The following is a 24,696-nucleotide window of genomic DNA, read 5'->3' as shown; positions in this document are numbered from 1 at the left end:
TTGGTGGCGAACAGCTGCGAGCCGTTGATCGCATCGGTGCTGGTGTTGGAGATCCGGCCGGCGGCCACGTTGGTGATGGTGCGTTCGGCTCCGACCGTGCCCACGCTGACCGTGCCCACCGGGGTGGTGCCCTGGAAGTTGTAGGTCGTGCCGTTGATCGTCGTGCTCGCAGTCCCCACGGCAGCGGCCGTGGCCGAACCTGCGCCCAGCGCCACGCTGTTGGCGTCCGCGGCCGTGGCCCCCAGGCCGATGGCCACCGCCGAAGCGCCGGCCGCCGCCGCGTTCTTGCCCGACGCGATGGCGTTGGCGCCGGTGGCGCCGAGGTTGTCTTCGTTGGTGCCGCCGGTGGAGTTGACGCTGTAGTACTTGGTCTTGTTGGTCGTGACCGTCGTGCTGAGGTCCTCGATCGACTGGTTGGTGGCGAACAGCTGCGAGCCGTTGATCGCATCGGTGCTGGTGTTGGAGATCCGGCCGGCGGCCACGTTGGTGATCGTGCGCTCCGCCCCCGGCGCGCCGACGCTCACCGTGCTCGCCGGCGTGGTGCCCTGGAAGTTGTAGGTCTTGCCGTTGATGGTCGCGCTGGCCGTGCCGACGGCCGCCGTGGTGATCGAGCCGGAGCCCAGCGCCACATCGCCCGCATTGGCAGTCGCCGTCGCTGCATCGCCGATGGCCACGCTGCCGGCCTTGCCGGCCGCACCGGCCGTGGAGCCGTTGCCCAGTGCCACCGAGCCCTGGCCGATCGCCTTGTTGCCATTGCCGATGGCGACTGCACCATTGGCCTGGTTGGCCGCAGTGGCCGAGGCCGTGCCGTCGCTGTTGGCGATGTTGTTGGCACCGCCGGTAAAGGCACCGGTACCGCTGGCATAGCTCGGATCGCCGATGGCAACAGCCCCGTCGCCGTAGGCCGTGTTGCCCGAGCCGATCGAGATCGCCTTGCCGCCTGTGGCCTTCGCGTTCTTGCCGATGGCCACCGCCTCCGCCGAATCGGCCGTCGCAGTGCTGCCGATGGCGATGGTGTCAGCGGCGCTGGCGCGCGCGCCGTTGCCCATGGCAATGCCGCTTGCACCCGCGGCCAGGGCGTTCACGCCGGCAGCCAGGGCATTGATGCCCGTGGCCCCATCGTTCGCATAGTTCCCCTGCTGCGTGCCGTTGTCGTTCACGCTGTAGTAGTGGATCTTGGACGCATTCACCTGCGTGGTCAGCTGGCTCACGTTCACCGCATCGGTGGGCGCCACGCCGGGCGCCACGTTGGTGATGACCGTGTTGCCGGCATTGATCCCGGTGTTCGTCACGCTCGGTCCGCCCGTGATCGTGAGGCCGTTGTTGTTCAGCGTCGTGCCGCCCGTGGTCACGCTGGTGAAGTTGGGCGTGGCGCTGGTGGCGATCTGCACCTCTGCACCGTTCTGCGTGATGGCGATGTTGTCGCCCGCCGTGTAGGTGGCGGTGCCGCCCGGGGCGATGTTCTGCACGCTGGTGCCCGTCGCCGTGCCCGTGCCTGTCCGGGCCGTGGTCATGTTCCAGCCCTTGCTGGCCGTGGAGCCGATGTTGGCCAGCTCGGCATTGGTGGCGAACAGCTGCGAGCCGTTGATCGCGTCGGTCGAGGTGTTGGAAATCCGGCCGGCTGCGACGTTGGTGATCGTGCGCTCGGCGCCCACCGCGCCCACGCTCACGGTGCTCGTCGCAGTGGTGCCCTGGAAGGTGTGGGGCGTGCCGTTGATGGTCACGCCGGGGGTGTTGACCACGGCCGCCGTGACGGAGCCGGAGCCCAGTGCCACGTCGCCCGCGTTGGTACCCGCCGCCGCGCCGGAGCCCAGCGCCAGCCCGTTGACGACGCTGGCCGCGGCGTTGTTGCCCATGGCCACGCTGCCGGTGGCCGCCTTGGTGGTGCTCGCACCCACGCCCGCGGCGATGGAGTTGATGCCCTGTGCGCCGTCGTTGTTGACGTTGGCTCCCGCCACCCCGTTGTCGTTCACGCTGTAGTACTTGGTCTTGTTGGCCGCCACCGTGTCGCCCAGCTGGGTCACGTTCACCGCATCGGTGGGCGCCACGCCGGGTGCCACGTTGGTGATGACCGTGTTGCCGGCGTTGATGCCGGTGTTCGTCACGCTCGGGCCACCCGTGATCGTGAGGCCGTTGTTGTTCAGCACCGTGCCGCCCGTGGTCACGCTGGTGAAGCTGGGCGTGGCGCTGGTGGCGATCTGCACCTCCGCACCGTTCTGCGTGATGGCGATGTTGTTGCCCGCCGTGTAGGTGGCGGTGCCGCCCGGGGCGATGTTCTGCACGCTGGTGCCTGTGACCGTACCGGTGCCCGTCTGGCCTGTGGTCACGTTCCAACCTTTGTTGGCCGTGGTGGCTACATCATCGATCGCGGCGTTGGTGGCGAACAGCTGGCTGCCGTTGATCGCATCGGTGCTGGTACCGGAGATCCGGCCGGCTGCGACGTTGGTGACGGTGCGCTCGGCGCCCACCGCGCCCACGCTCACCGTCGAAGCCGGCGTGGTGCCCTGGAAGTTGTAGGTCTTGCCGTTGATCACGGTGCTGGCCGTGCCGACCGCAGCGGCCGTCGCGGAGCCGGAGCCCAGCGCCACGCTGTTGGCGTTCGCAGCCGTCGCGCCCAGGCCGATGGCCACGGCCGAGTTCCCCGCCGCCGTCGCGTTCTTGCCCGATGCAATGGCATCGGTGCCCGTGGCGCCGAGGTTGTCCTCGTTGCCGCCGCCGGTGGAGTTCACGCTGTAGTACTTGGTCTTGTTGGCCGCCACCGTGGTGTTCAGCTGGGTCACGTTCACCGCATCGGTGGGCGCCACGCCGGGCGCCACGTTGGTGATGACCGTGTTGCCGGCGTTGATGCCGGTGTTCGTCACGCTCGGGCCACCCGTGATCGTGAGGCCGTTGTTGTTCAGCACGGTGCCGCCCGTGGTCACGCTGGTGAAGCTGGGCGTGGCGCTGGTGGCGATCTGCACCTCCGCACCGTTCTGCGTGATGGCGATGTTGTTGCCCGCCGTGTAGGTGGCGGTGCCGCCTGGGGCGATGTTCTGCACGCTGGTGCCTGTGACCGTGCCGGTGCCTGTCTGGCCTGTGGTCACGTTCCAACCTTTGTTGGCCGTGGTGGCTACATCATCGATCGCGGCGTTGGTGGCGAACAGCTGGCTGCCGTTGATCGCATCGGTGCTGGTACCGGAGATCCGGCCGGCCGCGACGTTGGTGACGGTGCGCTCGGCGCCCACCGCGCCCACGCTCACCGTCGAAGCCGGCGTGGTGCCCTGGAAGTTGTAGGTCTTGCCGTTGATCACGGCGCTGGCCGTGCCGACGGCCGTGGCGGTGGTCGAGCCAGAACCCAGCGCCACGTCACCGGCGTTGTTGGCAACCGAGTTCGCGCCCAGCGCCACGCTGTTCGCCGCCTTGGCGCTGGCCGTGTCGCCCACGGCGACGCCGCCCGCAGCCGCGACGGAAGAGGCATTGCCGAGCGCCGTGGCACGTGCTGCCGCGGCGTTCGCGCCGGGGCCGACGGCCGAGGCGCCCACGTCGGATGCGCTGGCAAATTCGCCGACCGCCAGGCTGTTGGTGGCACTGGCGCTGGAGAAGGCACCCACCGCCGTGGAGCCGCTGACGCCCGATGCCACGGCGTTGACGCCGATCGCGGTGCTGCTGACCGCCGACGCCTTGGTGCCGGTGCCGATCGCAATGGCGTCGCCGGCCGATGCGCTCGACTGGAAGCCCTGCGCCACGGACTGATCGCCCGTAGCCGACGCGGCGACGCCGGCCGCCAACGAATTCGCGCCGGTCGCGCCGTTGTTCGTGTAGTTCGCCTGCTGCACACCGCCATCGTTCACGCTGTAGTAGTGCGTGGGCGTGCTGGCCGCGATGGCCTGCACCGCCTGGTTGGTGGCGTAGAGCTGCGAGCCGTTGATGGCGTCGGTCGAGGTCGCGGAGATCCGGCCCGCGGCCACGTTGGTGATGGTGCGTTCGTTGCCCACGCTGCCCACGCTCACCGTGCTCGTCGGCGTGGTGCCCTGGAAGTTGTAGACCGTGCCGCCGATGGTGGTGCTGGCCGTGCCGACGGCCTTGCTCGTCGTGGAGCCCGAGCCCAGCGCCACGTCGTCCGCGTTGTTGGCCACCGCCGTGTCGCCGAATGCCACCGCGCCCGCGGCGAGCGCGCTGCTGGTGCTGCCGATCGCGACACTGCCCTGGCCTACCACGGTGTTGCGGTAGCCGATGCCGACCGCGCCCTGTGCCGCCGTGCCGGGGGTGCTGACCGCCTGCCCGCCGCCGCCCACCATGTTGGTATTGCCCATGGCCACCGAACCGTCGCCGGTGGCGGTGTTGTCCAGGCCCGAGGCAATCGCGCCGTTGCCGGTGGCGGTGTTGGGGTCGCCGATGGCGACCGCGCCGTTGCCGTTGGCGACGTTGCCCGAGCCGATCGAAACCGCGCGACCGCCGGTGGCCCTGGAGCCCCGGCCAATGGCAACCGCCTCGGCGGCATCGGCGACGGATTCACCGCCAATCGCGATGGCATTGGCGCCCGATGCAAGGGCGCCCGCGGTGGCGTTGCCGCCCATCGCCACCGCGCCGACGCCGGTGGCGCGCACGGCCGTCGCTGCCGTGGTCCCGCCCGAACCGAGCGCCGTGGCGTAGTCGGCAGCCGCATTGGTGCGGGTACCGGCCGCCAGCGCATCCAGGCCGGTTGCCCGGCTTCCGATGCCCAGCCCGACCGCCCGATCTTGCGAGGCCGTCACGTCCGTGCCAATGGCGATGGCGCTTTCCCCCAGGGCGCCCGCTCCTGGAGCCGTGCGCGCGCCAAGATTGATGGAGTTGATCTTGGTTGCGATCGCTTGGAAGCCGATCGCGATGGCGTTCAGGTTGCCTGCATTGCTGCCGGTGCCTTGAGCGAGGGTATTTGCTGCCGATGCCGTTGCCTGCGAACCGAGGGCGATCGCGTTGTTCGCGCTCGCATTCGCGTTCAGGCCGATCGATGTGGTCGCATTGCCTGCGACACCGATACCTGCGTTGGTGCCGATCGCGACGTTGTCGTTGCCGCTGACCAGGCTGCCCGCCGAAGCGGCCAGCGTGGCGTCATAGGCGACCTTGCCATCGCCCGTGCCGAATGCGACGTTGCGCGCTCCCGTGACGCCCGAACCGGCGCCCCGCATCACGCTCGCAATGCCTCCGCCCAGAGCCGTATTCAGCGCGCCGCTGACCAGCGTGCCGGCGGCAATGCCCACTGCGACCGAACCCGTGTTGGCGATCGTCGAGCCCGCGCCGGCACCCTGGCCGACCGCAACCGTGCTGTCCCCGAAAGCGACCGCTTGCGCTCCGAGCGCAAGCGAACTATTTCCCAGCGCCCGGGCGCCATTTCCTACGGCGGTTGCTGCAGCATCGCTTGCCGCTGCCAGATGTCCTATCGCGGTGGTATCCGTTGCCGATGCGTTGGCCTGACGTCCCACTGCTGTGCTGCTGTCTCCGCTGGCAACGGACGCCCAGCCCCCGGCGAATGAAACAGCGCCACTGGCCGTGGAACTGGTACCGACGGCGGTGGAGTTCCCGCCCGATGCGGTGGAAAAGGTTCCCAGGGCGTTGCCGCCGGCTGCGGTGGCATTGGCGTTGACGCCTAGTGCGACTGTATTGACATTGTTTGAAACCGTGCCACTACCTATCGCGATCGCTCCTCCGGGACCTGTGGCCGATGCCAGCCGACCGATAGCCACCGAGTATTGGGCCGAGGCTACGCTCTGATAACCCACAGCCGTCGCCCAGTTGAGGGTGGCCAGTGCCTGATACCCGAGCGCAGTGGCTCCATCCGCGGTGGCCTGGGATTGCCACCCCATGCATGAGGCGGTGCCGTTATATAAGTTGTAAGGCGAATTGGTGCAGTTCACGGATTGCGCCTGCGCCGAGAACGACAACAATCCGAGCACGCTGGCCACAGCGGCCAATGCCACGCGGCCGCCGCCGCGCTTGCCACAGGCTCGCGTGTTTTCCGACGCGGCGACCCAGGCGCCAAGGGACTCATTCCAGAGTGAGCGATAAGTTTTATTCATGACCCCATCCATCCAATTAAAAATCAGTGATCGGTCCTAGGACCTTGTCCCTGCGCATTATTTGTTAGTTGTTGCAAACAAATGTTAATTGGGGGGTGGGTAATTGCAATCTGCCTTGTCGCTTTTAGGAGGCAGTTTGTCGAATTGATTTAAATTTTCAAACGCAGATTATTTATTAATAGTAATAACAAGTTACTAATGAATTTAATGCTTACCATGGAAAGTTCCTTTGTCAATCGTAGATTTTGGTGGTAATGAACATCTGTTTCTCACAGGAGGAAAGCAATCGATAGCTCTTTTTAGTGCATCGATTTACTTGCGAGATATTTATGGAAACGATGTTCCATGGCGGGCATGCCGCTTGACAAAGCCCGCGATCAGACTCGCGCGAAATTTGGAAGGCCGTTCCGCCCCGGGGAATCAACCGCCCGGTGACCGGCGCGTCACCGCGCTCTGGAACTCTTCGACCGAGGCAAGCAGCGGCGATGCCTTCCAGCACACGAGTTGCACGCCTTCCGGTTGCACGCACTCCAGGCAGAGGGCCACGGCATGCGCGTTGTCCGGCTGGAGCTGCCAGAACCGCCAGCGCGCAGCTGAATCGTCGAGGCCGTCCTCGAAGCCGACCGCCACCTCATGCGCGCCTTCGAAACTGAAGGAGAACCGGTCCAGCGGAAGCGACAACCCCATGCCGCGCGCCTTGATGTAGCTTTCCTTGAGCGTCCAGAGATCCCAGAACCGGGAGGGCTGAAGCTCGGCAGGAAGCTGCCGCAGCGCCTGCGCCTCGTCGGCGGAAAAGAACTGCTGCGCAATCTCCAGCGGGGCGGCCCTGGCCGTGTGTTCGACGTCCACGCCCACCTCGCGCTCGACCGTCAGCGCCACCACGATGAGCGCGGCGCTGTGCGAAATGTTGAAGCGAAGACGCTTCGCCTGCAGCAGCGCATTGGCGATCCGCGGGCGCCCATAGGCGTTGGTTTCGAACCGCCAGTCGCGCGGCGCGATGGGCGCGTAGCGGGAGAGCAGCGAGCGGATCAGCCACCGCGTCATGAGGTACCGGCGCCTGTCGCGGGCGAAGTGGAAGCGCCCGTGCTTTTCGCGCTCCTCGGGCGTCAGCAGGGCCATGGCTTCTTCGTGGGCGGGGGCGTCCTGGTCGGGAACGTACAGGTGCCACAGGTGGACCTGGCGCGAGTCGATCTGCAGTTGCATTCGCAATTCTTGCTTGATTTTTCAACTCGTCCGGCGGGTTCTTCAGCTGGGCTTAAGCCCGCCCATACTGGTGTCGACGGTCTGCTGGCGTTGGTAGAGGTCGCTCAGGCACCCGCCCATTGGTGGTGGTTCCTCGAGGCCGGCGATCGTCACATTTTCAGGAAAAGGCCCTTGGCACCGCTGGCTGGAGGATTGAGCCGCGGCTCCCGGAGAACTATTCTTCGATCTGCCATGACCCACGAATTCTCCGACTTCGATCTCCCCGAAGGCTGGACTTGCCAAGTGGACCTCAAGAAGGCCCCGGAAGGCACCTACGCCGGCAAGGCCGAACTCCGCCAGGGGCGCGTGCAGCGCTGCGTGTTCGTGCTGGCGCAGCAGCCTTCGCGCGAAGCCGCGCTCGAACGGGTCAGGTTCCGTGCGCGGTTTTTCGTGGACGAATGGATGACCCGGCCTGGGGGGCGTGATCCTCAGGCCTGACGCGCCCGCGAAAAGGCGTTGTCCGTCAGCAATCCGCGCCCGCCGCTGGCGTGCCTCGCCCGCGCGCGCGAAAAGACTCGGGCTCTTGCCAAAGAACCCCAAGCACCCCTCCGGACGGCTCCATGCCGACCGCCCCATCGGCGACTACGCGCTCATCGGCTCGACCCACAGCGCGGCGCTGGTGCACCGCGGCGGCGACATCGAGTGGCTGTGCCTGCCGCGCTTCGATTCCGCGGCCATGTTCGCCAGCCTGCTCGGCGACGAGCGCAACGGGCACTGGACGATGCGTGCCAAGGACCGCAGTGCGCGCATCACCCGGCGCTACCTGCCCGGCACCGTGGTGCTCGAGACCACGATCCGCACGGCCAAGGGCGTGGCCATCGTCACCGACTTCATGCCCCGCCCCGCCATCGACGGCACGCACGAGGTGGTGCGCATCGTGCGGGGCGTGCGCGGCATCGTCGCCATGCACACCGAGTTCCGCATCCGCTTCAACTACGGCGAGTGGTGCCCGTGGATGGAGCGGCGCGACGGCGCGGTGTTCGCAACGGCCGGGCCCGACTCGGTGCGCATCAGCTCCGGCGTGCCGCTGACCAACGAGAACTTCGCGAGCTTTGCCGACTTCTCCGTGTCGGCGGGGCAGTCGATCGCGTTCAGCCTCGACTGGTTTCCGTCGCACCTGAAGCCGCCGGTGACGCGCGACGCCAGCGCGCTGCTGGCGCGCACCGTGATCGAGTGGAGCGCATGGACCGGGCGCTGCGGCTACGGCGGCGAGTTCCACGAGCCGGTGATGCGCTCGCTGCTCACGCTCAAGGCGCTCACCTACGAGCCCACCGGCGGCATCGTTGCCGCGCCGAGCACTTCGCTGCCCGAGCGGCCCGGCGGCGAGCGCAACTGGGACTACCGCTTCTGCTGGCTGCGCGACGCGGCGCTCACGCTCTACGCGCTGATCGGCTCGGGCTATGTGGAGGAGGCCAGCGCCTGGCGCTGGTGGCTGATGCGCGCGGTGGGCGGCTCGCCCGAGGAGCTGCAGGTGATGTACGGCCTGCACGGCGAACGCTCGCTCACCGAACTCGAGCTCGGCTGGCTGCCGGGCTACGAGAACAGCCGGCCGGTGCGCATCGGCAACGGCGCGCACGGGCAGCGGCAACTCGATGTGTACGGCTCGGTCATCGCAGCCTTCCATGCGGCGCGCAAGGCCGGGCTGGCGGACATGGACAAGGTGTGGCCGCTGGAGCGCGCCATCGCGAAGCAGCTGACGGCGCTTTGGAAGGAGCCCGACTGCAGCCTCTGGGAAGTGCGCGGCGAGCCACGCCACTTCGTGCACTCCAAGATCATGTGCTGGCTGGCCTTCGACCGGATGATCGCGAGCGCGACGGAGTACGGGCTCGAAGGCCCCGTCGAGCGCTGGCGCGAGGTGCGCGACGAGATCCATGCCGAAGTCTGCGCACGCGGCTACGATGCCGGGCGCAATTCCTTCGTGCAGTTCTACGGCGCCGACACGGTGGACGCGGCGCTGCTGTGGATGCCGCTGATCGGCTTCCTGCCCATTCACGACGCGCGCGTGCAGGGCACCATCGCGCGCATCGAGAAGGAACTGATCTTCAACGGCCTGGTGTACCGCTACCGCACCGAGAAGGGCGTGGACGGCCTCGAAGGCGGGGAGGGCGCGTTTCTCGCGTGCAGCTTCTGGCTGTCGAACGTGTACGTGGCCATGGGCAGGATGCGCAAGGCGCGGGCGCTGTTCAAGCGCCTGCTGGCACTGGGCAACGACCTGGGCCTGTTCGCCGAGGAGTACGACCCGGTGGCGCAGCGGCAGCTCGGAAATTTTCCGCAGGCGTTCTCGCACATCGGGCTGATCAACAGCGCGCATGCGCTGGTGTCGGCGGCCGGCGGCGTGTGGGAACTGGCGGACCTCGACGGCAAGGCGCAGCCGCAGAAGGCAAACAAGACGGCAAGGAAGAAGACGCCGCTCAGGCGGCCGCGAGCGCGAACTCCTCGGCGCTGAACACGGTGTGGAAGACCGTGCCGTCGAACATCTCGAAGAGCTTCTTCGAGACCTCGCGGCTTTCGTAGCGCACGGGCGAATCGAGCGCGATGGCGATGTCCTCGCGGCTCGCATAGCGGATCGACAGCACCATTGCCAGTTCGGGATCGCTCACGTCGCTTTCGAGCTGGCGCAGCACGCGCACCTCAAGCGCACCGGGGAAGCGGGTCCACAGCGGCACGAGCTTTTCGTGCACGTGGCGGTCGAATGCTTCTTCCATGCCGGCCTTGACCCGGCCCCTGAAAAACGCGCAGCGGATGAACATGGGTGTTCTTCTTTCCTGGTTGAAATCCGTGGGTGCGGCCGCTTCAGCCGCGAGCGTAGCCGTCGAACTGCCGCATCATGGCCGCCGTGTCTTCGGCACCGAGCCCGGCCGCGACGAAGCTGCGGTGCAGCTCCGAGACGGCGCCCGCCAGCGGCATCGGCAGGCGTTGGCCCTGCGAGAAGGCCTGCACCGCCTCGAGGTCCTTCAGCATGTTGTCGATGCGCCCCGTGGGCGTGTAGTCGCGCGCGGCCATCTTGGGGCCGAACTCGCGCAGGATCTGGCTGTCGGCGCGGCCGCCGGCCAGCGCGGCGGGCAGCTTCGAGGCATCGACGCCGCCGGCCTCGGCCAGCCGCACCGCCTCGGCCACGGCCTGGAAGCCGATGGCGCAGAGCAGCTGGTTGACGAGCTTGGTGGTCTGGCCCGCGCCGCTGTCGCCCATGCGGGTGTAGTTGGCGCACAGGCTGTCCATCACGGCGCGTGCGCGCTGCACGTCTTCGGCGCTGCCGCCGGCCATCACCGTGAGCTGCCCGAGCAGCGCCTTGGGCGCGCCGCCGGAGAGCGGTGCGTCGACGAAGCCCATGCCCGTGCGCTCGCGCAGCGACTGCGCGAGCCGGCGCGTGGACGGCGGGTCGATGGACGACATGTCGATCAGCAGCCGCTTTGCATCGGCCGGCGCGGCGGCGATGCCGGCCTCGCCGAAGATCGCGCGCTCCACCACCGCCGCCGAGTTGAGGCTGGTGATCACGAAGTCGCAGGCCGCCGCTGCCGCCTGCGCGGTGCCGGCGGCCTGCGCGCCATGCGCCTGCAGCGCCGCGACCTTGGCCGTATCGGGATCGAACACGCTCACCCGGTGGCCGCATTCGAGCAGCCGGCGCGCGATGGCCGTGCCCATGATGCCCACGCCGATCACGGCCACGCGCTGGCTGGGGACGGTTGCGGTCGTCATGCGGGGGCTTTCAGCATGCAGTGCACGGTGCTACAGGCTCGCGGTGATGCCGCCATCCACATACAGGATGTGGCCGTTGACGAAGCTCGACGCATCCGAAGCCAGGAAGATGGCCGCACCGCCCAGCTCTTCCACGTCGCCCCAGCGGCCGGCGGGTGTGCGGCCCGAGAGCCACGCCGTGAAGGCCTCGTCGGCCACCAGCGCCTGCGTGAGTTCGGTCTTGAAGTAGCCCGGCCCGAGGCCGTTGACCTGGATGCCGTGCTTGCCGAGGTCGATCGCCATGCCCTTGGTGAGCATCTTCACCGCGCCCTTGGTGGCGGCGTAGGGCGCAATGCCGGGGCGGCCCAGCTCGCTCTGCACCGAGCACACGTTGATGATCTTGCCGCGCTTGCGCTCGATCATGCGCTGGGCCACGAAGCGGCCGACCAGGAACACGCTGTCGATGTTCGTGGTGACTATCTTGTGCCAGGCATCGACCGGGAATTCGGCGAACGCGCCGCGGTGCTGCATGCCGGCGTTGTTGACGAGGATGTCGATGGCGCCGATGTCGGCTTCGATGGCGGCCACGCCCGCTTCCACCGCGGCGGCGTCGGTCACGTCGAAGGCCATGGCCTCGGCCGCGATGCCCTTGGCGCGCAGGGCGTCACGGGCGGCGGCGAGCGCCGCGGCGTCGCGTGCATTGAGCACCACGCGCGCTCCGGCATTGCCCAGCGCCGCGGCCAGCGCGAAGCCGATGCCCTTGCTGGAGCCGGTGATGAGGGCGGTGCGCCCGGAAAGGTCGAACAGTTTCAAGGGAGGCTCCTGGTCCATGACAGTTGGATAAGTTACCGGTATCTTTTGCAGTCGTCAATGGGTAAAACCTGCGCTGGCGCTATTTCATGCTGGCGATTAAAGTTACCGGTATCTGATTGAATCGACAACCGCAGGAGAGACCCGCTTGACCGCTACCGCTACATCCCCGCACGTGCTGATGCCCGGCGCCTACCCGGAATGGGACATGGCGCCGATGCAGGCCGCCTACACGCTGCACCGCCTGTGGGAAGCGCCCGACCGGCAGGCCTTCATTGCGGAGCACGCGCCGCACATCCGCGCGGTCGCCACGCGTGGCGAACTGGGCGCGAATGCCGAGCTGATTGCCTCACTGCCGAAGCTGGAACTGATCGCCTGCTACGGCGTGGGCACCGACGGCATCGACCTCGCCGCCTGCCGTGCGCGCGGCATCCGCGTGACCAATACGCCCGACGTGCTCAACGGCGACGTGGCCGATCTCGCCGTGGGGCTCACGCTCGCGCTGCAGCGGCGCATTCCGGCGGGCGACCGGTTCGTGCGCAGCGGCGCATGGGCCAACGGCGGCATGCCGCTGACCACGCGCGTCTTCGGCCAGCGCATCGGCATCGCGGGCTTCGGCCGCATCGGCAGCACCATCGCGCGCCGGCTCTCGGGCTTCGACGTGGAGCTGGGCTACTTCAGCCGCACGCCGAAGCAAGACAGTCCGCACCGTCACTTCGCAAGCTTGTCCGCCATGGCCGACTGGTGCGACGTGCTCATCGTCATCCTGCCCGGCGGCGAAGCAACGCGCGGCATCGTCAATGCCGAAGTGCTGCAGGCGCTGGGCCCGAAGGGCTGGCTGGTGAACGTGTCGCGCGGCACCACCGTCGACGAAGGCGCGCTGCTGCAGGCGCTGGAGGCGCGCGCCGTTGCCGGCGCCGCGCTCGACGTGTTCCTCAACGAACCGCGCATCGATTCGCGCTTTGCCGCGCTCGACAACGTGGTGCTGCACCCGCACCATGGCAGCGGCACCGAAGAGACGCGCCGCGCCATGGGCGAACTCGTGCGCCGCAACCTCGAGGCCCACTTCGCGGGCCAGCCCCTGGTCACTCCCGTTGCCTGAAGGAAGAAACATCATGCGTTTGCGTTGTATGTGCCTCGTGATCCACGCCCCCGACGATCTGCGCCTGGACGAACAGGACGCCGGCGAGATCGGCCCGGGCCAGGTGCTGGTGAAGGTCGGCATGGGCGGCATCTGCGGCTCCGACCTGCACTACTTTCACAACGGCGGCTTTGGCACCGTGCGCATCAAGGAGCCGATGGTGCTGGGCCATGAAGTGGCCGGCACCGTGGTGGCGGTGGCGCCCGGCGTGGAGAGCGTGCGCATCGGCGACAAGGTGGCCGTCAACCCGAGCCGCCCGTGCGGCGCCTGCAAGTTCTGCCTCGAGGGCCTGCCCAACCAGTGCCTCGACATGCGCTTCTATGGCAGCGCGATGCGCACGCCGCACGTGCAGGGCGCCTTCCGCAACATGCTGCTGTGCGAGGCCACGCAGTGCGTGAAGGTGGCCGAGCACGTGCCGCTGGGCCTGGCCGCGCTGGCCGAGCCGTTCTCGGTGGGGCTGCACGGCGTGTCGCGCGCCGGCCCGCTGCTGGGCAAGCGGGTGTTGGTGTCGGGTTGCGGGCCCATCGGCGTGCTGGCCATCGCGGCGGCGCGCGCGCACGGGGCGGCCGAGATCACCGCTACCGACGTGGTCGACGAGCCGCTGGCCATCGCGCGCGCCATGGGCGCCGACAACGTCATCAACGTCGCGCAGGACAAGGCCTGGGTCTCACGCCATTCGGCCGACAAGGGCACCTTCGACGTGATGCTCGAATGCTCGGGCAACGAGCGCGCGCTGCGCGACGGGCTCGAGGTGATGCGCCCGCGCGGCGTGGTCGTGCAACTGGGGCTGGGCGGCGACGTGAGCATTCCGCAGAACATGGTGGTGGCCAAGGAACTCAGTATCTGCGGTTCGTTTCGCTTCCATGCGGAATTTGCGCTCGCGGTGCGGCTCATCAACGAAGGGCGCGTCGACCTGTCGCCGGTGGTGTCGCACACCTTCCCGATGCTGCAGGCGCGCCAGGCCTTCGAGCTGGCGAGCGACCGGCAGAAGGCGATGAAGGTGCTGATCGATTTTGCGGATGCGGGCGCCGAGGCTGTTGCGGCCTGACGGGGTCTTCCGCTGAAATCCTGGAGGAAGTTGTTTCGGGCATCGCTATTCCTACGTGAACTGGCGCAAGAGGCCGGCGGCGCGGCGCGAGCCACAGGCTCAGGTTGCTGCATATCGACGTTCAACAAAACGGAGGTATCCAGATGTCCAGACTCAACGACGAATGGAAGGTCGAGAAGCACGGCCCGCTTGAAATGCTCGGCGAAGGCTTGCACACCGTGGCGGGCGAAATCGTCATGCCGCTCGGCCATTTTCCACGCCGGATGACCGTGCTCACATTGCGGGGCCGGCGACTCGCCGTGTGGAGTGCCATTGCGCTGAGCGAGCCGCAGATGGCGCAGCTCGAAGCGCTGGGGTCGGTCGACTTTCTGATCGTGCCCGGCGCATCGCACCGCCTCGATCTCAAGGCCTGGAAGCGGCGCTATCCGACTGCGAAGGTTGTCTGCCCGCCCGGCGCGCGCGAAGCCGTGGCCGAGGCCGCGCCGGTGGATGCGACCACGGACGTGCTCGACGACCCGACCGTGGCGTTCCAGACCGTGCCGGGCGTCGGCGACAAGGAGGCCGCCCTGGTCGTCCGGCGCGCGGACGGCACCTCGCTGGTCGTCAACGACATCATTGCCAACGTGCACCATCCCGACGGCCTGGGCGCCAAGGTGATGGCGCGTCTCATGGGCTTTGGCGTCAAGGAACCGCAGATGCCCTGGGTGGGCGAAAAGATGTTCGTCAAGGACCATGCGGCGCTGGCGGCTGCACTGCGTGCCTGGGCGGCCGAACCGGCGCTGGCGCGTATCGTGGTGAGCCATGGCGACGTGATCACCGAACGGCCGCGCGAGGTGCTGGAGAAAATCGCAGCCGACATTGCACAGTGAGGCATGAAGTGCCGCGGCGCCCCTTCAAGCCCCGGTCGCCCCCTGACGCGTCATCAATGTATTCGACGGCAGCGTCTCGTCCAGCAGCTTGCGCGCTGTCTCGATGCCCGCCACCGGCAGCAGCTTGGCGTCGAGCAGGCCGACCTGCACCAGCACGCTGGCCTGGTCCCAATAGATGTGCTCGTGATAGAGCTTGTTGCCGCGGAACTTGATGACGGCGAGCAGCGGTATCTCCACGCGTTTTCCGGTCGGTTTGACCCCCGGCAGCATCCATGGGATCTCGGTGGTGTGCGTGAAGCAGAACAGCATCTCGTCGACCACCTGCGTGGCGCCCACTGTGCGCGAGATGGGCACCAGAGAGGTGTCGGGCGGATTGCTGTTGACGAAGTGGTTCGTATAGAACGCATGCAGCGCCTTGTAGCCCACGCCGCCGGTCATGGTGGGAATGTGGTTGACGTACGGCTCGGCCACCATGGTGCTCATCGTGTCGTCGACGTTGCGCGTGGCGAACTCGTATTCGCAGTGCTTGTCCCACAGCGCCGAGAGGTCGTAATGCGGGCCGATGGCGTCCTTCAGCGTGGCGATGCTGCGCTCGTGCGCCATCAGCGCAGAAGGCTTGTGGAAGTGCTCGCCGCCGGCGCGCGCGAAGGCGTGGTCCATGCCCGGATACACGTACAGGGAAACGCCGGGGCGGCCCTTGAGCGTGGCGACGATGCGGTCGCGCGCCTCGGGCGGACAGAACTTGTCGAGCTCGGCGATGTGCAGCGTGAGCGGCCGCTTGATCCGGTCGGCCTCGCCGAGCGCGGCGTCGATGCCCACGCCGTAGTAGCCGACCGCCGCGTCCGCGTCGGTGCGGCATGCGGCCAGGTATGCGAGCTTGCCGCCGAGGCAGAAGCCGAGCACGCCGACCTTCCTGCCGGGCACCTCGGCGCGCGCGCGCAGCGCATCGATGGCGGTCTGCATGTCTTCCATGCCCTTGGCTTCGTCGAAGCCGCCGTAGAGCGCGAAGGCGCGCTGCCAGTCGGCCTCGCTGTAGCCGAGCTCCACGTTCGGCTCCTGCCGCCAGAACAGGTCGGGCACCAGCGCCACGTAGCCTTCTTCGGCATAGTAATCGGCCACCTCGCGCATGGTGTGGTTGATGCCGAAGATTTCCTGGGCGATCACCAGGCCGGGGCCCGTGCCCGCCGCAGGCAGCGCGAGGTAGCCGCGGAAGGTGCCGCTGCCATCGGCGGCTTTCATTTCGATGTAGTGGCCTGAAGCCTGAGCTTTCTCTTGCATGTGGTTCTCCGTGTGCGTTCTATTGCAAACATTCCGGGTGCCGCGTCGTCACCTGGTAGTAGCCTGAGTGAAAGACCAGCGGCTCGCCATCGAAGCGGTCGTACCGCTCCACTTCGCCGATGAAGATGAGGTGGTCGCCCCCATCGTACTGCCGCACGTTGCGGCAGACGAATCGTGCGATGACGTCGTTGAGCAGCGGCACGCCTGCCGTGCCCTCGCAGCAATCCACGCCGCCGAACTTGTCGGCCTGCGGCGTCGAGAACTGGCGCGACAGGTGATGCTGGTGCGCCGCCAGCACGTTGATCGCGAAATGGCTGGCGCCGGTGAAATCCGCCACGCTCGGTGCGTTGCGGGCCAGGCTCCACAGCACCAGCGGCGGGTCGAGCGACACCGATGAAAACGAATTGGCCGTCATGCCCACGCGGCGCCCGTCGATGGCGCGCGTGGTGATGACGGTCACGCCGGTCGAGAACTGGCCCAGCGCCTTGCGGAAGTCGCGGCGGTCGAACCGGTCGACTGCCGCCTCGCGGGCCCTGGCTTCCAGGAAGCGGTCGGCCTCCGCGGCATCGAACCACCAGGGCGCGAAGGTGCGCGGATCGTCGAAGCCGTTGACCAGCGTGCTCGCCACCGGGGGCATGTGCGTGGCGCTCTGCAGCAGCTTGTGCACGTGGGGCAGGGGCGGCGCGAGCAGGCTGTGGGTCCATGCGGTGGCCCAGCGTGCATAGCCTTCCCAGTAGCGGTCGAAGGTCTGCTGCATCCACTTGGCATCGAATGGCGCGTCGCCGTGCTCGAGGATGCGCTTGAGACAGATGTCGGCGCTCTTGGCCGCGTTGTTCGAGCCCTGCCCGGTGATCGGGTCGTTGAGCACCACCACGTCGGCCAGGCCCAGCACCTTGCGCCCGGAAGGCAGCGTGGCCACCGGCTTGCGCACCGTCGGTGCGAAGCTGCCGACGAGCACGCCGTTGTCGTCGGCCAGTTCCATGTGCCGGCAGCGCTCGGCTTCCCAGGGCAGGAAGGTGTCGAGGATCCACTTGCTGCGCGCGAGGTGCTCCTTCGGTGTCTTCACGTCCGCCCAGCAGTCCATCGGCCCGCCGGGCACGCCCTCGAACACCATGATCTCGCACGGGCCGGTGGTGGTCAGCGCAGGGAACACGAAGTACTCGCCGACGCCGGGAATCAGGTTGAAGCACACCCGCGCATACGGCTGCGCCGGCAGCATGCCCTTCACGTAGGTGAGGGCCAGCACGCGCTGCGGTGCGTCGAACGGGGAGCGCTCGGCATCGCGCTCGAACAGCTTCGAGATCTCGCCCTTGCCGCTGGCCATGACCACGAGGTCGTGCGTTTGCGCACATGCATCCAGCTCGCCGAGCCCCACGTCCTGCAGCACGAGGCGGCCGCCTCGCTGCTCGAACGCATTCATCCATCCGGGGATCTTGATGCGCTGGTCGACCGACTGCGCCGGTCCGTCGAGCCTTGCGCTCCATTCGATGGCCTTGCCACCCTGCGGGTTGCGCACCGTCATGCCGATGCCTTCCACGCACGGGCATTCACCGGCCCAGAAGTCCAGACCGAGCTCGCGCTCGGTCTGCAGCGCGGTCTCGAACATGCACTGGCTGGACATGACCGGCCCTTCGAAGATCTCCCGCGCCGTGCGGTTCGAGAAAACCGTCACCTCGTGCCCGGCCCGTTGCAGGCCCAGCGCGAGTTGCATGCCGGACTGCCCGGCGCCGACGATGGCCACGCGTCTTGTCATACGCTGTACCCGCGTCAGGCGGCGGCCGCCCAGGTCTCGATGTAGCGGTCCGCCTCCACCGGGTCCGCGAACCACGGGAAGAAGGTGCGTGGATCGTCGAAGCCGTTGGCGATCGCGCTGGCCAGCGGCGGCATCGCACCGGCGCTGCCGAGCAGCTTGAGCACGTGGGGCGGTGGCGGCGCAAGCAGCATGTTGGTCCACTGCGTGACCCATTGCGAGTAGCCGAACCAGTAGCGGTCGAAGGTCTGCTGCATCCACGCCGCATCGCCGGGACCGTCGCCGCGCGCGAGGATGCTCTTCAGGTAAGAGTCGGCGCACTTGGCCGCGTTGTTCGAGCCCTGCCCGGTGATCGGGTCGTTGAGCACCACCACGTCGGCCAGGCCCAGTACCTTGCGCCCCGACGGCAGGGTGGCCACCGGCTTGCGCACGGTGGGCGCGAAGCGGCCTGCGAGGATGCCGTTGTCGTCGGTCAGCTCGATGTCACTGCAGCGCGCGGCCTCCCACGGCGTGAAGGTGTCGACGATCCACTTGCTGCGCGCGAGGTGCTCCTGCGGCGTCTTCACGTCCGCCCAGCAGTCCATCGGCCCGCCGGGCACGCCCTCGAACACCATGATCTCGCAGGGCCCCGTGGTGGTCAGCGCAGGGAACACGAAGTACTCGCCGACGCCGGGAATCAGGTTGAAGCAGACGGCCGAGAATGGCTCGCGCGGCGCCATGCCCTTCACGTAGGTCAGCGCCAGCGCGCGCTGCGGCTTGTCGTAGGGCGACTTGTGGGCGTCGCGCTCGAACAGCTTCGAGATGTCGCCCTTGCCGCTCGCCACCAGCGTGAGGTCGTGGCTTTGCGCGCAGGTCTCGAGCTCGTCGATGCCCGCGTCCTTGAAGACCAGTTCGCCGCCCTTGCGCTGGAACTCCGCCATCCACGCCGGGATCTTCACGCGCTGGTCGACCGACTGCGCGCTCGAATTCAGCCGGGCCGCCCAGTCGATGGCCTTGGCTCCCTTCTGCTCCGGATGCGGCACGGCCAGGCCGATGCCGTCCACCGTGGGGCATTCCTTCGCCCAATGGTCCAGCCCCAGGTCGCGCTCGATCTGCAGCGAGGTGTGGAACATGCACTGGCTCGACATCACCTTGCCGCTGCGTATGTCGTCGCCCGTGCGGTTGCTGAACATCGTGACCTCGTAGCCCGCGCCCAGCAGGCCGAGCCCCAGTTGCAGGCCCGACTGGCCCGCGCCGACGATTGCGATTCGCTTCATTGCCTTGCTCCTTGTCTGTTTGCTTGCTTGCCGGTCAGTCCATCAACCTGGGAATGGCGGGCACGGCCTGCTCCGGGCCCATGGCGGCGTAGCCGCCGTCCACTGCGTAGTCGGCGCCGGTCACGAAGCTCGCGTGGTCCGAGCACAGGAACAGCACCACCTGCGCCACCTCATCCGGATCGCCGACGCGCCCCAGCAGGTGATAGGGCGCGGCCACGCGATCGGTCTTGGCCCGGTCGCCACCGCTGAGCCGGTCCATCACGGCCGACCACGTCCAGCCTGGCGACACGCTGTTCACGCGAATGCGGTCGGGCGCAAGGTCCATCGCCATGTTGCGCGTGAGCTGCGCCATCGCGGCCTTGCTGACCGGGTAGAGCCATCGCCCCGTCTGCGCCACGCGCGACGAGATGCTCGTGAAATTGACCACCGCGCCGCCGCCTGCCGCGGCCATGTGCGGATGCACCGCCTGCAGCATCGCCACCGCACTCGCCACATTCACGTTGAACGATGTGAGCCAGTCGGCGCGCGGCGACTTGAAGCCGTCGTCCAAGTACGAGCACGCGAGATTGATCAGGAAGTGCACGCCGCCGTGCCGCTCCACCGCCTGTGCAACGCACGCCGCCACCTGGGCGTCGTCGGTGATGTCGGTGTGTACGAAGCACGCGCCGGTGCCGAGTGAATCGGCCAGCGCCTGCCCGTTGCCGGCGTCGATGTCCGCGATCACGACCTTCACGCCGGCCGCGTGCAGTGCACGCACCACGCCGGCCCCTATCAATGTGGAGCCGCCGGTAACGATGGCGCTCCTGCCTTCGAGTCCCTTGAACATGACGCTTGCTCTCCTTGGTGGATCGACCGGGCCGGGGTTGGCCCGTGGGTCGTACCTTAGGAGGCGAGGGGGCGCCGGCGCATCCCGCAAGCGCAGGCCCTGTCCCTGGCGCGCATGTTTTTGCCGAGGGGCGATCCGAATTGTGGGCTGGGATGCTTTTTGCTAGGGTGGCCTGGCCCCATGGAAACCGCTGCCATGACCCCCCGGCTGCCGCTGCAGCGTTATCGATTGTTCGAGAGCCACGACATGGACGAGGCGCGCGAAAGCGTGGCCCGCGTGTTCTGCCCGCACGGCCTCACCATGCTGCGGCCCCGCACCGAGCTCGACGCCTGCCACCACAGCGCGCGCCTGCACCGTGACGTGAGCCTCAACTACGTGCAGTACGGCCCGGGCGTGCAGATCGAGCCGGGCTATCTGCAGGATTTCTTCCTGTTGCAGATTCCGTTGCGCGGCGGCGCCGAAATCCGCTGCGGTGCGCAGCGGATCGACGCCACGCCCAGCCTTGCCTCGATGCCGTCGCCGACCGAGCCGCTCTCCATGCGCTGGGCCGACGACAGCCCGCACCTGATCGTGCGGCTGGCCCGGGCGGCGCTGCTGTCGCGGCTCGAGTCGATGCTGCAGGCGCCCGTGCGGCAGGCGCTGGTGTTCGACCTCGGCGTGCCGCTCGACAACCCGGCGCTCGCGCCGCTGGTGCACTTTATCGACTACCTGCGGCTCACGCTCGAAGCCAGCGGCAATGCGCTACAGGCCGGCAGCCGCCTTGCGGAGCACGCCGAGGAATACCTGATGTCCAGCCTGCTGATGTCGGCCGGCCACAATCACTCGCGTGCCCTGGCCAGCGATGCGCAACGCAGCCTGCTGCCGCGCGCCGTGCGAAGGGCGCAGGATTTCATGGCGGCGCATGCCGATCAGCCCTTGTCGCTGGCCGACATATGCAGCGAAGTCGGTTGCAGCGCGCGGGCGCTGCAGCTGGCGTTTCGCCAGCACGCGGACCAGGGGCCGATGGAATTCCTGCGGGAGCTCAGGCTCGACAGGGTGCGGGCCGAGCTGCTCGTGTCGGCGGCAAGCAATGGCGGCGTACGTGAAGCCGCGGAGAAATACGGCTTTCTGCACCTGGGCCATTTCGCTGCGCAGTACCGTGCACGCTTTGGGGAGCGGCCGTCGGAGACTCTGGCGCGCGGAGCGGTGGGGCGCTGAGGGAGTTCTGCGGGGCGCGCGCTCAAGGGCGGCTGTTCCGGTAGAACGTTCCTGCGACTCAGCCGAAGATGAGGAGCGAGCGTTGCAGTCATCTCCACTGCCGCGTTCTCCTTCGCGAACTTTGCCGCTAGCCTTGTTGCCCCCGTTGGGCGCCGCCGGCGCTAAACTGCGGCTGTTTTTTTGGGAGACGCTCCATGACCCGATTGCTCGTGCGCAGCTTCGGCGTTTCGCTCGACGGCTTCGCGGCCGGCCCGGACCAGAGCCTGGAGAACCCGCTTGGCGTTCGCGGTCCCGAACTCATGGACTGGTTCTTTCCTACGCGCGTCTGGCAGCAGATGCACAAGACGGGCGAGGCCAACGGCGAGATCGGCATCGACAACGAGATCGCCGAACAAGGCTTCGCCGAAATAGGTGCATGGATCCTCGGGCGCAACATGTTCGGGCCGGTGCGCGGTCCTTGGCCCGACGAGAGCTGGAAAGGCTGGTGGGGCGACGAGCCCCCATACCACGTGCCGGTCTTCGTGCTGACCCACCATGCCCGCGCGCCATTGACGCTGCAGGGCGGAACCACCTTCCACTTCGTCACTGGCGGCATCCATGAGGCGCTGGCGCTGGCGCAAGCCGCCGCGGGTGCGCGCGACGTACGCGTGGGCGGCGGCGTGGCCACCGTGCGCGAATACTTGAAGGCCGGGCTGATCGACGAACTGCACCTGGCCGTACGGCCAGTGCTGCTGGGTAAGGGCGAGGCGCTGTTCGCAGGCCTGGACCTGCCGGCGCTGGGCTACCGCTGCGAACGGCAGGTGGCAGGCGAGCGAGCCACGCATGTGTTCCTGCGCCGCAGCGCGCCTTGATGTGGGAGCCGCGGCTTAAATGTCGACAGGATCTTGTCACGTCATCTGCCGAACGCCCGCTCCTGGCCGAACGCGGCAATTATTTTGGAGCGAAATGTGCCGCCAGTCCGCCCACAGTGAATGACGGGTTCGGATCACATTGCGCCGGCTGCAGCCGAAGGGTTGCCGGCGACTGGGGCCGTTGCCGACCGTCGGCTTGCTCCGAAGGAGACCTTGACCAAGAAGGCCGTGCTCGACAGGTGCGCTGCCAACGATCTCACTCAGCGCAATTCAACATCCACTGAACACCGAAACGATCGGTCAATTTGCCGTAGTAGTCGCCCCAGGACTGGATGCCCAAGGGGGTCGTGATTGTCCCGCCAGCACCCAGAGCCAGGAAGAGCTTGTCCGTGGAATCTCGGTCGTCCATCGCGAGCAAGTGCGCGGAGCCCCGCATCGGCTCAGCGTCTTCGTTGTCTGAGGCATAGAAGAGCAGGCCCGGTCCCTCAAACTTCGCGTGCATGACCTTGCCGCGCATGGCCTCGTTCTTCACGGGCATGCCATCGACTCCGTAGCGAAGTACCTCGACGACACAGCCAAGACCGCATTGCGTGTAGAAAGACAGAGCCTGATCGCAGGTTGTGGTGAAGAACAGATAGTTCGAGAGTTGCATGATGGCGTAGTTGGATGTGCACGGGGCTACGACAAGGTCCGCACCGCTCCGGGAGACCGTGTTGCTGCCCCGCGGATGTGTCAGGCCGAAGCGGCCCCTTCGCCGAGCTGCGCATTGGTGAGGGCCATCCCGGCAATGCCCCAGGCCCCGTCCACCGCGTGCACCACGTTGACCCATATGCGCTCCTTCGGGTGGTGCGCGCCAGACAGCTCATGAATGATGCTCGTGGCTTCTTCGATGTAGCCGACTTGCACATCCCGACTGGCGAACGCGAAGGATGGAACCTTCCATTCGACGAAGGCCACGGAGGCCTCCTTTGATCCGGAGTACGTGTGCTCCTTCGGCAAGACGTGAATCGAGCCAACGATGTTGGGCGTCAACGCCTTGTTTCCTGTAAGGCCGTGCCACTTGAGCATGGCATCGGACAGGCGGCTGAACGCGACTTTCTCCTGGCCTTTGGGGAGAACGCCTTCGGTGAGGGTGAGCGTAAGTGGCATGGGTACTCCAAGTGGAAGGAACGGTGTCGACTCACACGCTGCGATCTGCAGGGCATTTCAAGTAACGACCGTTATTCGATAATACATAACGATCGTGTTTTGAACAACTACAATCGTCGACTTCACATGTCGAAGGAGCTCCTCGTGTCAAGGTCCGAACAGAAGGTACAGACGCGGCAGCGCATCCTGGAGGGCGCAGGTCGCGGGTTTCGCAAAGCCGGATTCGGCGGGATCGGGGTGGACGGCCTGGCGAAGGAAGCAGGCCTGACATCGGGTGCCTTCTACGTTCATTTCGACTCGAAGGCTGACGCATTCCGAGAGTCGGTCGCACAAGGCATGGCCGAATTGCGAGGTGGCGTGCTGTACTTTCAAGAAAAGCACGGACGCGCTTGGTGGGCGGAGTTTGTGCGCTTCTACCTCAGCGCGAAGCGCACCTGTGACCTGTCAGAGAGCTGCACGCTGCAGACGATGCCGGCGGAAGTGGCACGATCGGACGAAGCCTCCCGTACGACGTTTGAGAAGGCTTTGCGCGACGTTGCACAGGCGATCGTCGATGGCCCCGCCTCACCCAGTGCGCCACGGGATATCGGAGCCGCATGCGCCGCGCTCTCTTCGCTGGCGGGCGCTGTCACGCTCGCGCGTGCCGTTGGGAACGGCGCCTTCGCGGACCAGATCGCTGCAGGGACGGAGCACGCATTGCTCGGCGCGTCAGGCGGAAAGAGTCGGTCAAAGCCCAGCTGAGTGGGATCTGTAAGGTCCGCTTCCTGGCGAACTGACGGGAGGCATCGAACGTCGCCTCATGGCCGGACCATGATGCAAGGCTTGATCGTTTCTTGAGAGTCGCTTGCGGAGCCTCATCCACCATGAAACATGTTCGCCACCTTCCTGTTCTTTTCGTCTGGCCTTCTTCGATGCCCCACAGGTTTCCGACCGGGTCGAAGCCGGGGCTACGACGCGGCAATGGCCTGCTTGACGAAGTCGGTGTATTTGCGCAGAGGACGACCGAGCATGGCCTGCAGGCGATCCGCTGCGCCGTCCGCGCCATGCATGCCGAACTTCTGAATCCCCGCCATCATCAAGCGCATGTCGTAGGCAAGCCAGGACGGCGCCATCGAGGCCGCATGAAGTAGGCGGGGCGAAGGATGGTCGCCGGAATGTCGAGGCTCTCGATTTCGGGCGTGGAGGTCGCGCTCTGGGTCCTGCATACATCGCGACGACTTCCCGCGCCGAAGGTTCGCGCGTTTGTCGAATTCATGTGCGGGCAGTATCCGGAGGAGTCTCTCGTACTGAACGGCTAGAAGACCGGCCTCGGGTTGCAGAGCAGGTAAAGCTCTCGGCCTTGTTCGGGTCGCCCGTGCCGTTGTAGCGCGGGAACTTCGGAAACTCGCAGAACGGGCGCCTGGCGATGGCGGTGGTGCCGTCTGCCGCCGACTGGGTGGCGACCAGCTGGTCGGGCGCAGTGCCCCTCTCGACCCAGGCATCCATGGCGGCCAGCAGGTCGATGCAGATCGGCAGTGTCTCCTGGTTTTTCGGCGATGGTAGCTGCCTCACCGTGCACCGCCGTGGGCC

General features: G+C 67.2%; 20 protein-coding genes and 4 pseudogenes. 9 read left to right on the top strand and 15 right to left on the bottom strand.

What is annotated here, in order from left to right:
* The 3 genes and pseudogenes from ACCD11_RS23810 to ACCD11_RS23800 form a co-directional block, all read right to left on the bottom strand.
* Positions 1-5,018 (bottom strand): annotated as a pseudogene (locus tag ACCD11_RS23810) (beta strand repeat-containing protein); the annotation flags it as partial.
* Positions 5,019-5,270: 252 nt separating this feature from the next.
* A pseudogene (locus ACCD11_RS23805) lies at positions 5,271-6,035 on the bottom strand (ESPR-type extended signal peptide-containing protein); the annotation flags it as partial.
* Between the two features lie 420 nt (positions 6,036-6,455).
* Complete coding sequence (locus tag ACCD11_RS23800) at positions 6,456-7,238, bottom strand: 4'-phosphopantetheinyl transferase family protein (RefSeq protein WP_413315694.1); 783 nt, start codon at positions 7,236-7,238, stop codon at positions 6,456-6,458.
* 231 nt (positions 7,239-7,469) lie between these two features.
* On the opposite strand from ACCD11_RS23800, the gene ACCD11_RS23795 reads away from it, so the two are divergent.
* Positions 7,470-7,715, top strand: a complete 246-nt coding sequence (locus ACCD11_RS23795) for a hypothetical protein (RefSeq protein WP_007836053.1) — start codon at positions 7,470-7,472, stop codon at positions 7,713-7,715.
* Positions 7,716-7,800: 85 nt separating this feature from the next.
* Positions 7,801-9,723, top strand: a complete 1,923-nt coding sequence (locus tag ACCD11_RS23790) for a glycoside hydrolase family 15 protein (RefSeq protein WP_413315693.1) — start codon at positions 7,801-7,803, stop codon at positions 9,721-9,723.
* On the opposite strand, the gene ACCD11_RS23785 is transcribed toward ACCD11_RS23790, so the two are convergent.
* From ACCD11_RS23785 to ACCD11_RS23775, 3 genes are read right to left on the bottom strand one after another with little or no spacing between them, the layout of a single operon-like run.
* A complete protein-coding gene (locus tag ACCD11_RS23785) occupies positions 9,689-10,027 on the bottom strand; it encodes a hypothetical protein (RefSeq protein ID WP_056512319.1) in 339 nt (112 codons plus the stop codon). The two genes, ACCD11_RS23790 and ACCD11_RS23785, sit on opposite strands and share 35 nt — an antisense overlap.
* A gap of 43 nt (positions 10,028-10,070) precedes the next feature.
* Positions 10,071-10,973 (bottom strand): NAD(P)-dependent oxidoreductase, encoded by a 903-nt coding sequence (locus tag ACCD11_RS23780; protein WP_007836041.1) that lies wholly within the window; start codon positions 10,971-10,973, stop codon positions 10,071-10,073.
* 30 nt (positions 10,974-11,003) lie between these two features.
* Positions 11,004-11,783: an SDR family oxidoreductase gene (locus ACCD11_RS23775; RefSeq protein WP_413315691.1), complete on the bottom strand. Its 780-nt coding sequence runs from the start codon at positions 11,781-11,783 to the stop codon at positions 11,004-11,006.
* Between the two features lie 127 nt (positions 11,784-11,910).
* Between ACCD11_RS23775 and ACCD11_RS23770 the strand changes: the two genes are divergently transcribed.
* From ACCD11_RS23770 to ACCD11_RS23760, 3 genes are all read left to right on the top strand, one after another.
* Positions 11,911-12,864, top strand: coding sequence for a 2-hydroxyacid dehydrogenase (locus ACCD11_RS23770; protein WP_413315690.1), 954 nt, complete (start codon positions 11,911-11,913; stop codon positions 12,862-12,864).
* 13 nt (positions 12,865-12,877) lie between these two features.
* On the top strand, positions 12,878-13,951 hold the full coding sequence (locus tag ACCD11_RS23765) for an L-idonate 5-dehydrogenase (RefSeq protein ID WP_413315689.1): 1,074 nt from the start codon (positions 12,878-12,880) through the stop codon (positions 13,949-13,951).
* A 143-nt stretch (positions 13,952-14,094) separates the two neighbouring features.
* Positions 14,095-14,820, top strand: a complete 726-nt coding sequence (locus ACCD11_RS23760) for a hypothetical protein (protein WP_413315688.1) — start codon at positions 14,095-14,097, stop codon at positions 14,818-14,820.
* A 24-nt stretch (positions 14,821-14,844) separates the two neighbouring features.
* Here the strand turns inward: ACCD11_RS23760 and ACCD11_RS23755 are convergent, their stop codons facing one another.
* The 5 genes and pseudogenes from ACCD11_RS23755 to ACCD11_RS23735 form a co-directional block, all read right to left on the bottom strand.
* Positions 14,845-16,098: a dienelactone hydrolase family protein gene (locus ACCD11_RS23755; protein WP_413315687.1), complete on the bottom strand. Its 1,254-nt coding sequence runs from the start codon at positions 16,096-16,098 to the stop codon at positions 14,845-14,847.
* Between the two features lie 19 nt (positions 16,099-16,117).
* Positions 16,118-16,579, bottom strand: a complete 462-nt coding sequence (locus ACCD11_RS23750; RefSeq protein ID WP_256220245.1) for a flavin reductase family protein — start codon at positions 16,577-16,579, stop codon at positions 16,118-16,120.
* 33 nt (positions 16,580-16,612) lie between these two features.
* Positions 16,613-17,851, bottom strand: a pseudogene (locus ACCD11_RS23745) (styrene monooxygenase/indole monooxygenase family protein); the annotation flags it as partial.
* Between the two features lie 14 nt (positions 17,852-17,865).
* The gene (locus ACCD11_RS23740; RefSeq protein ID WP_007836034.1) at positions 17,866-19,104 is read right to left on the bottom strand and encodes a styrene monooxygenase/indole monooxygenase family protein; all 1,239 of its coding nucleotides are present in this window, start codon (positions 19,102-19,104) and stop codon (positions 17,866-17,868) included.
* A 34-nt stretch (positions 19,105-19,138) separates the two neighbouring features.
* Positions 19,139-19,930: an SDR family oxidoreductase gene (locus ACCD11_RS23735; protein ID WP_413315686.1), complete on the bottom strand. Its 792-nt coding sequence runs from the start codon at positions 19,928-19,930 to the stop codon at positions 19,139-19,141.
* Between the two features lie 195 nt (positions 19,931-20,125).
* Between ACCD11_RS23735 and ACCD11_RS23730 the strand changes: the two genes are divergently transcribed.
* Positions 20,126-21,127 (top strand): AraC family transcriptional regulator, encoded by a 1,002-nt coding sequence (locus ACCD11_RS23730; protein WP_413315684.1) that lies wholly within the window; start codon positions 20,126-20,128, stop codon positions 21,125-21,127.
* Positions 21,128-21,321: 194 nt separating this feature from the next.
* Positions 21,322-21,978 (top strand): dihydrofolate reductase family protein, encoded by a 657-nt coding sequence (locus ACCD11_RS23725; RefSeq protein ID WP_413315682.1) that lies wholly within the window; start codon positions 21,322-21,324, stop codon positions 21,976-21,978.
* Positions 21,979-22,234: 256 nt separating this feature from the next.
* Here ACCD11_RS23725 and ACCD11_RS23720 read toward each other — a convergent pair whose 3' ends face one another.
* Both ACCD11_RS23720 and ACCD11_RS23715 read right to left on the bottom strand, forming a co-directional pair.
* Positions 22,235-22,630, bottom strand: coding sequence for a VOC family protein (locus ACCD11_RS23720; RefSeq protein WP_042673837.1), 396 nt, complete (start codon positions 22,628-22,630; stop codon positions 22,235-22,237).
* An 80-nt stretch (positions 22,631-22,710) separates the two neighbouring features.
* Positions 22,711-23,127 (bottom strand): 4-oxalocrotonate tautomerase, encoded by a 417-nt coding sequence (locus ACCD11_RS23715; protein ID WP_413315680.1) that lies wholly within the window; start codon positions 23,125-23,127, stop codon positions 22,711-22,713.
* Positions 23,128-23,226: 99 nt separating this feature from the next.
* Here ACCD11_RS23715 and ACCD11_RS23710 point away from each other — a divergent pair, with 99 nt between their 5' ends.
* Positions 23,227-23,868, top strand: coding sequence for a TetR/AcrR family transcriptional regulator (locus ACCD11_RS23710; protein WP_237726130.1), 642 nt, complete (start codon positions 23,227-23,229; stop codon positions 23,866-23,868).
* A 206-nt stretch (positions 23,869-24,074) separates the two neighbouring features.
* Here the strand turns inward: ACCD11_RS23710 and ACCD11_RS23705 are convergent, their stop codons facing one another.
* Entirely contained in the window at positions 24,075-24,239 is a 165-nt protein-coding gene (locus tag ACCD11_RS23705) for a hypothetical protein (RefSeq protein WP_413315679.1), read from the bottom strand.
* Positions 24,240-24,296: 57 nt separating this feature from the next.
* Between ACCD11_RS23705 and ACCD11_RS23700 the strand changes: the two are divergent.
* Positions 24,297-24,425, top strand: a pseudogene (locus tag ACCD11_RS23700) (LysR family transcriptional regulator); the annotation flags it as partial.
* Here ACCD11_RS23700 and ACCD11_RS23695 read toward each other — a convergent pair.
* A complete protein-coding gene (locus ACCD11_RS23695; RefSeq protein ID WP_413315678.1) occupies positions 24,379-24,678 on the bottom strand; it encodes a tannase/feruloyl esterase family alpha/beta hydrolase in 300 nt (99 codons plus the stop codon). The pseudogene ACCD11_RS23700 and the gene ACCD11_RS23695 sit on opposite strands and share 47 nt — an antisense overlap.
* Positions 24,679-24,696: the final 18 nt, after the last annotated feature.

The sequence above is a fragment of the Variovorax sp. Varisp36 genome (genome assembly GCF_047304235.1).
In the GTDB taxonomy this organism is placed as follows: domain Bacteria; phylum Pseudomonadota; class Gammaproteobacteria; order Burkholderiales; family Burkholderiaceae_C; genus Variovorax.
The sequence above is the reverse complement of the archived record's forward strand: the minus strand, read 5'-3'. Positions and strand labels throughout refer to the sequence as shown.

Bases quoted from the DNA above. Each gene is read 5' to 3' on its own strand.
- ACCD11_RS23795 (WP_007836053.1), top strand. From the start codon at position 7,470: ATGACCCACGAATTCTCCGACTTCGATCTCCCCGAAGGCTGGACTTGC.
- ACCD11_RS23735 (WP_413315686.1), bottom strand. From the start codon at position 19,930: ATGTTCAAGGGACTCGAAGGCAGGAGCGCCATCGTTACCGGCGGCTCC.
- ACCD11_RS23775 (WP_413315691.1), bottom strand. From the start codon at position 11,783: ATGGACCAGGAGCCTCCCTTGAAACTGTTCGACCTTTCCGGGCGCACC.
- ACCD11_RS23720 (WP_042673837.1), bottom strand. From the start codon at position 22,630: ATGCAACTCTCGAACTATCTGTTCTTCACCACAACCTGCGATCAGGCT.
- ACCD11_RS23730 (WP_413315684.1), top strand. From the start codon at position 20,126: ATGACCCCCCGGCTGCCGCTGCAGCGTTATCGATTGTTCGAGAGCCAC.
- ACCD11_RS23765 (WP_413315689.1), top strand. From the start codon at position 12,878: ATGCGTTTGCGTTGTATGTGCCTCGTGATCCACGCCCCCGACGATCTG.
- ACCD11_RS23725 (WP_413315682.1), top strand. From the start codon at position 21,322: ATGACCCGATTGCTCGTGCGCAGCTTCGGCGTTTCGCTCGACGGCTTC.
- ACCD11_RS23760 (WP_413315688.1), top strand. From the start codon at position 14,095: ATGTCCAGACTCAACGACGAATGGAAGGTCGAGAAGCACGGCCCGCTT.
- ACCD11_RS23715 (WP_413315680.1), bottom strand. From the start codon at position 23,127: ATGCCACTTACGCTCACCCTCACCGAAGGCGTTCTCCCCAAAGGCCAG.
- ACCD11_RS23780 (WP_007836041.1), bottom strand. From the start codon at position 10,973: ATGACGACCGCAACCGTCCCCAGCCAGCGCGTGGCCGTGATCGGCGTG.
- ACCD11_RS23800 (WP_413315694.1), bottom strand. From the start codon at position 7,238: ATGCAACTGCAGATCGACTCGCGCCAGGTCCACCTGTGGCACCTGTAC.
- ACCD11_RS23705 (WP_413315679.1), bottom strand. From the start codon at position 24,239: ATGGCGCCGTCCTGGCTTGCCTACGACATGCGCTTGATGATGGCGGGG.
- ACCD11_RS23755 (WP_413315687.1), bottom strand. From the start codon at position 16,098: ATGCAAGAGAAAGCTCAGGCTTCAGGCCACTACATCGAAATGAAAGCC.
- ACCD11_RS23785 (WP_056512319.1), bottom strand. From the start codon at position 10,027: ATGTTCATCCGCTGCGCGTTTTTCAGGGGCCGGGTCAAGGCCGGCATG.
- ACCD11_RS23740 (WP_007836034.1), bottom strand. From the start codon at position 19,104: ATGAAGCGAATCGCAATCGTCGGCGCGGGCCAGTCGGGCCTGCAACTG.